The organism is Bradyrhizobium sp. AUGA SZCCT0169, assembly GCF_018130085.1.
Taxonomy (GTDB): domain Bacteria; phylum Pseudomonadota; class Alphaproteobacteria; order Rhizobiales; family Xanthobacteraceae; genus Bradyrhizobium.
The window spans coordinates 78,698-91,359 of sequence record NZ_JAFCMC010000003.1; the positions used below are offsets into that span (position 1 = coordinate 78,698).

Annotated in this window: 11 protein-coding genes; 10 read left to right on the plus strand and 1 reads right to left on the minus strand. The window is 63.2% G+C overall.

Annotated elements, in window-relative coordinates; all coding sequences use genetic code 11:
• The first annotated feature begins 103 nt into the window (after positions 1-103).
• The 10 genes from JQ609_RS04035 (at position 104) to JQ609_RS04080 (ending at position 8,987) form a co-directional block, all read left to right on the plus strand.
• Positions 104-1,363 (plus strand): ABC transporter substrate-binding protein, encoded by a 1,260-nt coding sequence (locus JQ609_RS04035; RefSeq protein WP_212272109.1) that lies wholly within the window; start codon positions 104-106, stop codon positions 1,361-1,363.
• A gap of 98 nt (positions 1,364-1,461) precedes the next feature.
• Positions 1,462-2,364: a branched-chain amino acid ABC transporter permease gene (locus tag JQ609_RS04040; protein WP_211998682.1), complete on the plus strand. Its 903-nt coding sequence runs from the start codon at positions 1,462-1,464 to the stop codon at positions 2,362-2,364.
• Positions 2,361-3,389, plus strand: a complete 1,029-nt coding sequence (locus JQ609_RS04045) for a branched-chain amino acid ABC transporter permease (RefSeq protein WP_409363427.1) — start codon at positions 2,361-2,363, stop codon at positions 3,387-3,389. Before JQ609_RS04040 ends, JQ609_RS04045 begins: the two co-directional genes overlap by 4 nt.
• Complete coding sequence (locus JQ609_RS04050) at positions 3,386-4,171, plus strand: SDR family NAD(P)-dependent oxidoreductase (RefSeq protein WP_212272110.1); 786 nt, start codon at positions 3,386-3,388, stop codon at positions 4,169-4,171. Before JQ609_RS04045 ends, JQ609_RS04050 begins: the two co-directional genes overlap by 4 nt.
• Positions 4,172-4,173: 2 nt before the next feature.
• Positions 4,174-4,932, plus strand: coding sequence for an ABC transporter ATP-binding protein (locus tag JQ609_RS04055; protein ID WP_212272111.1), 759 nt, complete (start codon positions 4,174-4,176; stop codon positions 4,930-4,932).
• Positions 4,929-5,645: an ABC transporter ATP-binding protein gene (locus tag JQ609_RS04060; protein WP_212272112.1), complete on the plus strand. Its 717-nt coding sequence runs from the start codon at positions 4,929-4,931 to the stop codon at positions 5,643-5,645. The genes JQ609_RS04055 and JQ609_RS04060 overlap by 4 nt, the downstream gene beginning before the upstream one ends.
• A gap of 30 nt (positions 5,646-5,675) precedes the next feature.
• A complete protein-coding gene (locus tag JQ609_RS04065; protein ID WP_212272113.1) occupies positions 5,676-6,881 on the plus strand; it encodes a CaiB/BaiF CoA-transferase family protein in 1,206 nt (401 codons plus the stop codon).
• A gap of 12 nt (positions 6,882-6,893) precedes the next feature.
• A complete protein-coding gene (locus JQ609_RS04070; protein WP_212272114.1) occupies positions 6,894-7,670 on the plus strand; it encodes an enoyl-CoA hydratase/isomerase family protein in 777 nt (258 codons plus the stop codon).
• The gene (locus JQ609_RS04075) at positions 7,670-8,125 is read left to right on the plus strand and encodes a MaoC family dehydratase (RefSeq protein WP_212272115.1); all 456 of its coding nucleotides are present in this window, start codon (positions 7,670-7,672) and stop codon (positions 8,123-8,125) included. The genes JQ609_RS04070 and JQ609_RS04075 overlap by 1 nt, the downstream gene beginning before the upstream one ends.
• A gap of 4 nt (positions 8,126-8,129) precedes the next feature.
• The gene (locus JQ609_RS04080) at positions 8,130-8,987 is read left to right on the plus strand and encodes a CoA ester lyase (RefSeq protein ID WP_212272116.1); all 858 of its coding nucleotides are present in this window, start codon (positions 8,130-8,132) and stop codon (positions 8,985-8,987) included.
• Positions 8,988-9,807: 820 nt separating this feature from the next.
• Here the strand turns inward: JQ609_RS04080 and JQ609_RS04085 are convergent.
• Positions 9,808-12,441: an EAL domain-containing protein gene (locus tag JQ609_RS04085; protein WP_212272117.1), complete on the minus strand. Its 2,634-nt coding sequence runs from the start codon at positions 12,439-12,441 to the stop codon at positions 9,808-9,810.
• Positions 12,442-12,662 lie beyond the last annotated feature (221 nt).

Genomic DNA, 12,662 nt, shown 5'->3' on the forward strand with positions numbered 1-12,662 from the left:
GTCACCCCCTTTGCTCTGAAATCTTGTGAGGACGGGGGCAACACGATCCCCGGCTGGGATTTGGGCAGGAAACTGGGAACGCAAACCCAAGAGGGAGGGAATAATGACGAGAACCCGCAAACCGGGCATCAGCCGCCGTTCAACGCTGGCGCTGATGGGCGCCGGTGCCGTGACTTTCGCGACACCGTGGGTGGCGCGGGCGCAGGCCAAGACCATCAAGGTCGGCATGCCGACCATTCTCTCCGGCCGCGTGGCGCAACTCGGAACGTCATCGCGCAACGGCGTGATGCTGGAAGTCGAGAAGGTCAACGCCGCCGGCGGCCTCGCCGGACGGCAGATCGAGATGGTGATCCGCGATTCCAAGGGGCAGCCGCAGGAAGCCGCCCGCGTGGCGCGCGAACTGGTCAACACCGATGGCTGCGAACTCCTGATCGATGCCGAGGCGTCATCGGGCGCGTTCGCCGTGCACGAGGTCGCGCGCGATCTCGGCGTGCTCTGCATCCACACCAATTCGGAAACGTCGTCGCTGACCGCCGATCCCAAGCAGCACATTCCCAACGCGTTCCGCACCGCGCGCCAGGGCGTGCATGACTCGATCGTCGGCGGCAGCTACGCGGCGGCGATCGCCAAGGCGAAGGGCCTGAAGAGATGGGCAACCTGTTCGCCTGACTACGCCTACGGCCGCGACACCACGGGCGAATATGTGACGTACCTGAAGCGCTTTGCGCCTGATGTCGAGATCATCAGCGAGTCCTGGCCAAAATTGTTCCAGCCTGATTACACCGAGGTCGTCACCAAGATCCTGCAGGCCAAGCCGCAGGCGCTGTATTCCTGCCTGTGGGGCGGCGACCTGACCTCCTATATCGATCAGGCCAACATCTATGCGCTGTTCACCCAGATGGAGGTGTTCGCGGTCAACATGGCCGACTACACCGCACTCACGGTGGTGAAGAATTTGCCGAAGGGCATTCATTCCGGCAACCGCTACATCAAGACCTATCCTGCGACCGCGGAGAACGCGGCCTGGGGCGATGCCTACAAGGCGAAATACAACGAGTACCCGACCAACTGGTCGTGGGAGAACGCGACCGCGATCATGCTGCTCGCCGAGGCCTCGAAGAAGGCGAATTCCGCTGACGGCAAGAAGCTTGCGGAGGCATTGCGTGGCCTCAAGATCAAATCGCCGTTCGGCGCCGACGGCACCGTGACGATGCGGGCCGAGGACCAGACCCTGATCGGCTATGCGATCGGCTGGGGCACGACGATCCCGCAAGAGCCCTACGTCCCGGAGGTCAAGCCGGGCGACTGGAAGACCATTCTCGAGCTCGAAGCCGAGTGGAAGAAGAGCAAGGGTTACACCTGATCTACCTGCGAAACGGAGGCAGCGCAGGCCGCCTCCGCTCACCGCCCCATGGTGATTTCACGCGCCGATCTTCCGGCACGCCGTAACGGATATTTTCCTTGGATCTCGATACACTCACCGGCTGTCTCGCCAGCTCCGCCTGTCTGGTGACGCAAACCACCAGCGGCTTCATCATCGGCATGTTGCTGTTTCTCGTCGCCGTCGGGCTGACGCTGATTTTCGGCGTGCTCAAGGTGGTGAATTTCAGCCACGGCGCTTTCTACATGTTCGGCGCCTATTTCGCGATGACGGCCTATCAGCTGACCGGCAGCTTTGCGCTGGCGATGCTGTGCGGCGCGGCCGGCACCGCGCTGCTCGGCCTGATCTTCGAACGCGTCTTCATGAGCCGGGTCTACGGCCGCGACGTGCTGATGCAGGTCCTCGTCTGCTACGCCTTCGTGCTGATATTTGACGATGTCGTACGGATGATCTGGGGCCCGGAATTCAAGTCGATGGGGATGCCGGCGGCGTTCCAGATTCCGCCGCTGTTCATCGCCGGCGGCGTGGTGCCGCCTTACTATCTGCTGCTGATCAGTGTCGCGCTGGTGGCCGCGATCATTCTCGGCCTCGGTCTTGCCCGCACCCGGATCGGCAAGGTGATCCGCGCCGCGGCGCATAATCCGGGCATGGTGTCCGCGCTCGGCATCAATACCGGCCTGATCTATGGCGGCGTGTTCGCGCTCGGCGGCATGCTGGCGGGACTGGCCGGCGCGCTCGCCGCACCCGTGCGATCACTGACACCGGGGATGGGATTTTCGGTGCTGATCGAATCCTTCATCGTCACCGTGATCGGCGGCATGGGCTCGATCCTGGGCGCGCTGATCGGCGCGCTCCTGATCGGCATGATCCGCTCGTTTGGCTCGCTCGGCTTTCCCCTGTTCACGGAAGGCCTGATGTACCTGTTCATGGTGATCGTGCTGGTCTCCCGCCCGACCGGCCTGTTCGGCAAGGAGGTCGCGTGACCGAATTGCAGGCCGAACAGGCGAGCAAGGTGCTCGACAACTCCGTTACCAAGTCAAAGCCGCGCCCCAACCGGGATGCCCTGATTGCGCTTGCGGTCTTTGTCGTGCTTGCCCTGCTGCCGATGCTCACCAGCAGTAAATTCCTGCTCGACTTCGTGATCCGCTGCGCGGCCTATGGGCTGTTCGCGACATCGCTCAACCTTCTGGTCGGTTACACCGGTCTGACGTCGTTCGGCCACGGCATGTTCTTTGGCCTAGGCGCCTACGGCTTCGGGCTGATGATGCAGAAGACCGGTGTCGCCGTCCCCGTGGCTTTCGTGGCAACGCTGGCGATCACGTTTGTCGTCGCGCTCGTCATTGGCGCGATTTGCGTGCGGCTGAAGGAAATCTATTTCGCCTTCGTGACACTGGCGTTCCAGATGCTGATCCATTCGACTATCCTGTCCTGGGTGTCGCTGACCGGCGGCGATCAGGGCTTGCGCGGCGGCATTCCCCGGCCGCCATTCCTGGGCATCGATCTGTCGAACCATCTGCATTTGTACATTGTCAGCTGCGCGCTGCTGGTGATCGGGCTGTTTTTGATGCACCAGATCGCGCAGTCGCCGTTCGGCTACACGCTGCGCATGATCCGCGACAACGCCACGCGGGCGAGTTTTATCGGCATCGACGTCTGGCGCGCCAAACTGACGATCTTCGTGCTCGCCGCGCTGTTCGCCTCGACCGGCGGCATGATCATGGCGCTGTTCGTGTCGGGCGCCTATCCGGAATTCGCCTATTGGACCATTTCGGGCGAAGGCATCTTCATCAACATGCTCGGCGGAGTGACCACATTCCTGGGGCCGATGGTCGGCACCGCGCTGTTCCTGATCCTCAACGATACCGTCACCCGTGTGACCGAGTATCACGGCATCGTTCTCGGCATCGTGATCCTGTTCTTCGCCATCGGCCTGCGCAAAGGCCTGATGGATTTCGTGATCGAATGGTACGTGCAGCGCCGCGAGCGTTCCGGGGAGCGCACGTCATGAGTCCGGCGGCAAAAGCGCGGGTCAGCGTGGTCACGGGCGGCGCCAGCGGGATTGGCGCGGCTTGCGCGCGGGAGCTCGCCGCAAGCGGCGATCTCGTGATGGTCGTCGATCGCGATTTGGCGAAGGCCGGGGATGTCGCCGCGGAATTTGGCGGTAAGGCCTATTTCGCCGATGTCGGGGACGAGACCAGCGTCGAGGCCTGCGCGGAAGCGATCGAGCGCGAATGCGGGCCGGTCGATGTGCTCGTCAACAGTGCCGGGATCATCCAGGTGCCGGTGCGGCCGCACGATTTGCCTATGTCGGCCTGGGACGACGTCGTTCGTGTCGACCAGCGCGGCACCTATGTCGCCTGCCTCGCCTTTGCCCGGCGCATGATCGCGCGCAAACGCGGCAGCATCGTCAACATCGCCTCGATCGCCGGCATGCGCTCGATGCCGTTACATGCCTACGCCCCGGCCAAGGCGGCCGTGATTGCGATCACCGAATGCCTCGCCGCGGAGTGGGGCCCCTCCGGCGTGCGGGTGAACGCGGTTTCTCCGGGCTATACGCTGACGCCGGCGCTGAAGAACGCGATTGATCGTGGCGAGCGGGATGTCTCCGCGCTATCAGCCAATGCCGCGCTGCGCCGTCTGGTCGATCCTTCCGAAATCGGTCGTGTGGTCGCTTTTTTGGCCTCAGATGCCGCGTCCGCGATCACGGGCGCCAATTTGCCGGTCGATTGCGGCTGGTTGGCCGGTACATCATGGAGCACCTATGGCGGACTTCGGGAGGCGAATGGCTAGCCATGCTGGAAATTCGCGCACTCTCGAAATCTTTCGGCGGCGTCAAGGCGACCGACAACGTGACGCTGGACTTTGCTGACGGTTCGTTGACCGCTGTCATCGGCCCCAATGGTGCCGGCAAGAGCACCTTTTTCAACCTGATCACCGGGGCGCTGAAGCCGGATTCCGGTCAGATCCTGCTCAATGGCGTCGACCTAGCTGGGCGCTCGCCGCCCGAGATCGTGCGCCACGGCATCGGACGCGCGTTCCAGGTTGCGAGTATTTTTCCCTCGCTCACGGTGCAGGAGACGATGCTGGCCGCCGTCGGGGCCGACCAGCGCCGTGCCAGCGTCATGCATCGAAGATTTCCGCTGGCTGAAACCCGCGACCGCGCCGAGCACGCGATGGAATTGCTGGGGCTTGCCAGCAAACGTAACCGGACGGCGGCGACACTGTCGCATGGCGACCAGAAGCTGCTCGATATCGCGCTGGCGCTGGTGCTCGATCCCAAGGTCCTGCTGCTCGACGAGCCCACCGCCGGCATGGGCACCGAAGAGCGCTGGCGCATGATCGACAAGGTCAGGGAGCTCTGGGAGAAACAGAAGATCACGGTCGTCTTCATCGAGCACGACATGGATATCGTGTTCAAGATCGCGCCCGAGATCGTGGTGCTGTGCTACGGTCGGATTCTCGCCACCGGCAAGCCCGATGCAGTCCGCCGCAACGAAGCCGTCATCGAGGCCTATCTCGGCACCGAACATCACGCGGAGGCCGCGATATGAGCGCGCAGCCGGTGGTGCAGGTCGAGGAGCTCGACGTTTTCTACGGCAGCAGCCAGATCCTGTTTGGCGTCGGCCTGTCGGTGCGGCAGGGCGAGACCATGGCGCTGCTCGGCCGCAACGGCGCCGGCAAGTCGACCACGATGAAGGCCATCATGGGCCTGGCGCCGGCGCGCCGCGGCAAGGTCACCCTGCGGGGCAGGACCGTATCCGGGCTGAAGCCGCATCACATCGCCCGCGCCGGCCTCGGCTTCGTGCCGGAGGATCGCCAGATTTTCCCCGAGCATACGGTGGAAGACAATCTGGAGATCGGCGCCAAGAAGGGCCCCGATGGCCAGGACGAATGGTCGATCCGGCGCATCTACGATGTATTTCCGCTGCTGGAGCCCTTGCGGCACCGGATCGCGGGACGTCTATCGGGCGGCGAACAGCAGATGCTGGCGATTGCCCGCACCCTGATGGGCAATCCGGCGCTGCTGCTGCTGGACGAGCCGAGCGAGGGGCTGGCGCCGATCATCGTGCAAAGGATCGGCGAATTGCTGCGGCAGCTCCGCGGCACCGGCGCCACGGTGTTGATCGCCGAGCAGAACATGCATTTTTGCCTTGGCCTTGCGAGCCACGCGACGGTTATCGACAAGGGCCAGATCGTCTACACATCCGGTATCGAAGAGCTGAAAGCCAACGAAAACATTCGTCAGCGCTATCTGGCGCTGTAGCTTTCGGTCCGTCCGGCTGTGGGAGGATAAATGGCTATCAAGCGTACGCTATCGCCGACGCATGAGGCACCGTACCGGGGTCTGCGCGTGCTGGATTTCGGGCAGGGCATCGCGTCGCCCTATTGCGCGATGCTGCTCGGCGTCTACGGCGCTGACGTCATCAAGGTCGAGCCGCCGGAGGGGGATTGGTCGCGTTTCCTGGGAACGACCTACGGAAACCATACGACGCTGTCGGCGGTCTATAACCGGGGCAAGCGCAGCCTCTGTCTCGACATGAAGCACAAGGACGCGATCGCAATCGCCCGGCAGCTGGCGCAAGATTGCGACGTCCTGATCGAGGGATTTCGCCCCGGCGTGGCTGCTCGCCTTGGGATCGGTTACGAGGAGCTCTCGCGAGACAATCCCGGCCTGATCTATCTGTCTGTCAGTGCTTTCGGGCAGAGCGGACCCTACTCAAGACGGCCGGGCTCTGATTCCGTTGCACAGGCATTCTCCGGTCTCGTGTCAGTAAACCTCGGCAACGACAACACGCCGCACCGGGTCGGCACCACAGTTTCCGACGTCGTGACCGGCGTCTACGCCTTCCAGGCGATTGCGACCACGCTGTTCGCGCGCGCAACCGTCGGCACCGGCCGCTGGATCGACGTCAATCTCTGCCAGTCGACGGCGGCGCTGCTCGGCCACAAGGTCGCCGAGCATATTCTGGAAGGCGGCGCACCGCGGGCGCTTAACGTGCCGGCAGGTTCCTATCAGACCAGCGATGGCTGGATGATGGTGACGCTGGTCAACGAACCGCAATACAAGCGGCTGTGTGCCGCCATCGAGCGCGACGACCTCGCCAGCGATCCGCGGTTTGCGGACTTCGCCAGCCGAGCCGACGCGGCCGACACGTTGATCTCGCAGCTGCGCGAGGTTTTCCTGGCGCGCCCGACCGACGTCTGGCTGTCGCGGTTGCATGCGGCCGATATCATTGCCGAACGCATCCTCAATCCAGGGGAGTGGCTGCGCAATCCTCACGTCGAAGCGACCAACGCGTCGGTGTGCCAGGATACCCCCGGCGTCGGCCCGGTCTACACGCCGCGCACGCCGGGTATTGCCAGTCTTTCCGAAGACGCACTTTGCCCCGCGCCTGACATCGGACAGGATAGCGTTGCGGTCCTGACCGAGGTCGGGCTCGATCGTGGCACCATCGAAGATTTGATCGCAGCCGGCGCGGTGCGTCAGGCCAGACAATAAGGAAGCGGCATCATGAGCGCTGAACTCGTTCGCTACTCCGTCTCGGACAAAATCGCGGAGATCATGCTGGACCGGCCGCCGGTCAACGCGCTCAGCATGCCGCTAATCGATGCACTGCTGGCGGCGCTGCAGAAAGCGAAGGACGATCCGTCGGTATCATCAGTCATCATCGGCAGCCTGCACAAGGTGTTCTGTGCCGGGCTCGATCTCGACATTGTCAGGGGCAAGCCCGGGATTGAAACCAAGAAATTCCTCGAGCGGCTGTACCTCGCGCTGAACGATACCCAGTATCGCATGGGCAAGCCGACCATTGCCGCGGTCGACGGCGCGGTGCGGGCCGGCGGCATGACGATTGCGATCTCCTGCGACATGATCATCGCTGGCGACGCCTCGACCTTCGGCTATCCGGAGATCGATGTCGGACTGATCCCGGCGATCCACTTTGTGCAGCTGCCCCGGCTGGTCGGAAAACACCAGGCATTTGGTCCGCTGTTTCTGGGCGAGCCCTTTGATGCCGCGACTGCATTCCGCATGGGTCTTTTGAGTGAAGTGGTGCCGAAGGGCACCGCGCTTGAGCGCGCCCGCGATATTGCGCGGAAGCTCGCCGCCAAGTCGCCGATCGTCATGAAGATTGGCCGCGATTCCTTCATGCGCGCGGTCGATGCCGATTTCCGCCGTTCGGTCGAGAACACGGCCGAGAGCTTTGCGCTTGTAGCGACGACGGAAGATTGTCAGGAAGGGTTGAATGCGTTTGTCGAGAAACGGACGCCAAACTACAAGGGACGCTGATGGCGGGACTATATTTCGAGGAGTTCGAGGTCGGCCGGGAATTTCATCATGAGTTCAGCCGGACCGTCACCGAGATGGACAATACGATGTTCAGCCTGCTGACGATGAATCCGCAGCCGCTGCATATCGATGCGCATTTCTCCGAGAATACCGAGTTCGGCCAACGGCTGTTCAACAGCCTCTATACGCTCGGCATCATGATCGGCATGAGCGTCTATGATACGACGCTGGGCACGACGGTCGGCAATCTGGGCATGACCGACGTCAAATTCCCGAAACCGGTGTTTCACGGCGATACGCTGAAATCCCATACCAGGATCATCTCCAAGCGCGCCAGCAAGTCTCGGCCGACGCAGGGGATCGTCGAGTTCGAACACACCATGACCAATCAGCGCGGGGAGGTGGTCGCCAGTTGTCGCCGCACCGGCCTGATGCATTGCAAACCGAAGGCGTGATTTGATGCGATCGTTCCTGTTCGTTCCCGGCGACAGCCTGCGCAAGTTCGAAAATGCCAGGAAGACCGCGGCCGATGCGTTGATCCTCGATCTCGAGGATTCGATCGCGCCGGACGAGAAGGTCGGGGCGCGGCGCACCGTGCGGGAAATGCTCGATGCGCGGAACCCCGTCCAAAAAATGTATGTCCGCATCAATGCGCTCGATACCGGCATGACGCTGGGCGATCTCGCCGCCGTGATCCCGGGCAAGCCTGATGGTGTGGTGCTGCCGAAATGCGCTGGTGCCGCCGATGTTAACAAACTGTCGCTGTACCTCGATGCGTTCGAAGCCGCATCTGACATCGAACACGGAACCACCCGGATCGTGACGGTGGCGACGGAGACCGCGCGGGCGGTGCTCAAGCTGCTCGACTTCGAGAACATGAGCCCTCGGCTGTGGGGCATGATGTGGGGCGCGGAGGATCTCGCTGCGTCCCTTGGCGCCTCACGCAACCGGACCGCGGGCCGGTACCACGGGCCGTTCCTCCTGGCGCGCGACCTCTGCCTGATCAGCGCCGCGGCTGCCGGCGTCGTCGCGATCGATACCATTGCCACTGATATCAATGATCTCGACGCCCTGCGGGAAGAATCGATCGCCGCGCGTCAGGACGGCTTTCTGGCGAAGGCAGTGATCCATCCCAAGCACGTCGATGTCGTCAACGCCGCCTTCCTGCCGACGGACGAAGAGATCGCCTGGTCGGAGAAGATCGTCAAAGCCTTCAACGACAATCCAGCCTCCGGCGTCGTCAAGATCGACGGCAAGATGATCGACAAGCCGCATCTGCGCGCCGCCGAAAAGATCTTGGCACTGCGAGCCAAGTAGGGTGGGCAAAGGCGCACTTGCGCCGTGCCCACCATCTACTTCGATGGCTTGAATGGTGGGCACGCTACGCTTTGCTACGAACGGCGGGCTCGGTAGAGCGCCCCGTAGCCCGGATGAACGCACCGACCTACACCTGCCGCGTCATTCCCCGATGCGACAAATTGGCCCGTCGGGCAAAATTTCGCTTTTCCGGAATGGCAAATCAGGTGCACATATGTCGCCATCCCGTCCTACTCAGAAGGGCGTCGGCCGTCGTCACGGACGTTGGGCGGGTTGCGGTGGACGCTGGTTTACGCTGAGACGACGGCGTGGATAAGCGTACGGCAAAACCGTGTGGTCCTGGCACCCGTTGCAGGTGTCAAGCTGTCGGGTAGGCGAAAGCTGAACGGCAGCGACGGAGTCAACCAAGAACTCGTCTCCGGGGAGATCACGGCATAAGCCGTAAAGCCATTGCGCAGGGAAGGCCGGGTGTTCACCGCTGCCCTGTATGCTCGTGTGCACTTTGTTTTGTGCAAACCGCACACGGGACCGCGGGTGCAGCGCGCACCCGGTCCTCCCTGCGCCCTCTATTTTCGAGGGCACGGAATTTCTGGCAGAGCTCGGGCGCAATGCGTCGCGAGATCGCGAAACTACGTTTAGACCACGGTGCAACAACAAACACCGCTGTCGTCCCGGCCTTGAGCTCAGATGCGCAATTGCGCATCGGGGGACCCATAACCACAGGAAGAAGTTTTGCGAACGGTCTCTGTTACCCAGTCTTCATCGAGAGATCACGCGGTATGGGTCCCGGCTCAAGGCCGGGACGACGATAAAAGCGGCTTTACGAGTTGGTGCCGGAAGCGGCGCGCGGTGAAGCCTCGGCCAGCGATCGTCCGACGTGCCGCAGCATCCTACTCGCCTGCGCGGCGCTATGGTCGAGCAGCCAGCGGCCGAACGCGTCGGGCGACAGCGCGCGGGCGTAGAGAAATCCTTGAACGACGTCGCAGCCAAGTTCGGTCAGCAAGTTCAGCTGCCCGTCGCTTTCGACGCCTTCGGCGACGACGGTGAGGTGCAGGCTCTGGCCAACGCGAACCACCGATGTGACGATCGCCAGCGCGCTGGGGTCGCTCCCGACATCGTGCATGAAGCTGCGGTCGATCTTCAACTCGCGGATCGGCAGATGCGCCAGCCGGCTCAGGCTCGAATAGCCGATGCCGAAATCATCCAGCGACAGGCCGACCCCCAGGTCGCGAAGCGCATGCATCGTCTCGATCGCAACCGAGCGCTCGTTCATGATCACGCCTTCGGTGATCTCGAGCATCAGCACTTCCAGCGGCAGGTCATGGTCTGCGAGAATTCCGGCGACCGCTGCGGCCAGGTTCGGGTTCTGGAAATTGATCGGCGACAGGTTGACCGACACGCAGGGGATATCCACGCCGGCGCCGCGCCATTCCGCCATTTGCCGGCAGGCCTCGCGGAGCGACCACATGCCGATCTGTTCGATCAGTCCGCACTCTTCGGCGAGCGGGATGAACTTCGAAGGTGAGACTTCGCCGAGCTCCGGATCATACCAGCGCGCCAGCGCCTCGACGCCATAAATGCCGCCGTCGCCGGTCCGGATCTGCGGCTGATACTGCAATTGCAGAACGTCGCTGGCGAGCGCGCGCCGCAACGCCGCGCTGTGGGCCAGCCGCTGTTCGGCCAGCCGATCCATGTCGGCGCTGAAGAAGCGAAACGTGGAGCGGCCGGCCTGCTTGGCCTTGTACATGGCGGCATCCGCCTGCTGGATCAGCGTATCGATATCGTTCGCGTTGTCCGGATACATGCTGATGCCGATGCTGGCGGACATCGCGACCTGCTTGGCGCCGATCTGAATCGGATTGACCAGGGCCTCCGTCATCCGCGACGCCATCAGCGAGGCTTCGGCCGCGTTGCGGTTCGGCAGCACGATCACGAATTCGTCGCCGCCGAGCCGCCCCAGCATGTCGCCCGGCTGGATCTGCGCGCGCAGGCGCTGGGCAAATCCGACCAGCAGTTCGTCGCCGGCCGAGTGTCCGAGCGTATCGTTGACGTCCTTGAAATTATCGATGTCGAGAAACGCCAGCGCAACGTGTCCTCGGTCGGCGCAGGCGTTGGTCGCCTCAAGGATCAGATCGCGCAGGCGCGCGCGGTTCGGCAGGCCGGTCAGCATGTCGTAATAGGCGAGCCGCGCGATCTGGGCGCGGGCCTCCTTGCGCTCGATCGCGAGCCCGCCGAGATCGACGCAGGCGTCGACGATCCGCTGATGCCAGCGGCTGGGCGCGCGACATTCCCGGTAGTAGAACGCGAAGGTACCGATCACGCGGCCGTCCTTGCCCTTGATCGGCGTGGACCAGCAGGCGCGCAGGCCAACCTCGAGCGGGCGAGTCTTGAACGGCTGCCAGCGCGGGTCGGTGTCGATGTCCTCCGCCAGCACCGGCTTGCCAAAATACGCCGCGGAGCCGCAGGAGCCGATGTTCGGACCGATCGCGACGCCGTCCAGCGCCCGCGAATAGTCCTCGGGAAGGCTGGGACCGCCCAGCGGGTGAACCAGTCCGCCGGCGTCGATGTGAAGCAGCGAGGAGACGACGTCAGGCGCGATCTCTTCGACGCGCCGGCAAAGCCGGTCGGCGATGTCGGCGATCGGGATTTCATCGGCCAGCGCGCTCATGATCAGCTGCTGCAGCGAACGCAGCTGCTTGGTCTCGGTGATGTCGGTCAGCAGGGCAAACATGTAGTTGGACCGTCCGCGCCCGTCGCGGAACGTCTTGACGTTGGCCGAGACCCAGATCTCGTCGCCGTTCCTGTCGTAGGCGAGGACTTCCTCTTCACCGCCGGCTTCCTCGCCGACCCAGCGTCGCAGCCTGGCCAGCGTCCTGCGGTCGGTATAGCGGCCCACCAGCAGTTCGCCTGCAAACCGGTCCTTCGCCTCTTCGAGCGAGTACCCGAACATTCCCGTAAACGCGGCGTTGGTATAGACGACCTTCAGATTGCGGTCGGTGACGATGACGGCGCGGCTGGTCCTGTCGGCGACCAGCGAGAGCAGGGCCAGCCTCTCACGCCGCGCGACCTCCTTGGTGATGTCCCGCACGAATGCGATGGTGCGGCATTGCCCGTCGATCTCGAGATTCGAAAGCCAAAGCGCCACGCGAATCCGGCTGCCATCCTTGCGCGCGATCGTGATCTCGGCGTTGCGTCCATGCGGAACGTCGTTGCGGCTCACCTGGTCCGAGGCCGGCGTCGCGACATGATGATGTTGCAGGTCCTTGAGCCCGAGATCGCCGACATGGCAACCGAGCGCTGCTGCGCGGTCCAGCCCGAAGATGAGTTCGGCCGCGGCGTTGCAATACCTGACGTGAAGCTCGCGATCCAGGATCAGCACGGCGTCGTTCGCCCGCTCAAGCGCGGCCAGCAGAACGTCCGGCGTTTCGGCCGCGGGGTAATCGCCTGTGCTCATCATCCAACCCTGATGCCCGTCTGGAACCCATCGGGGCCTTGGTCCGATGGGGCGGCGGCGTCATTTTGGTGAAAAGCCTAGGGGAGCATGGGTGTTGAAATGGTTCTTCGATCCCGTCCCGGTTGGCGGAAAGAGATCATCCTTAAGGATTCGCTAATGAATAGCCGAGCAACCGGCGTCAGCGGCCAGGCTGGAACGCAATTTCCGTTGTGCGTGACAGA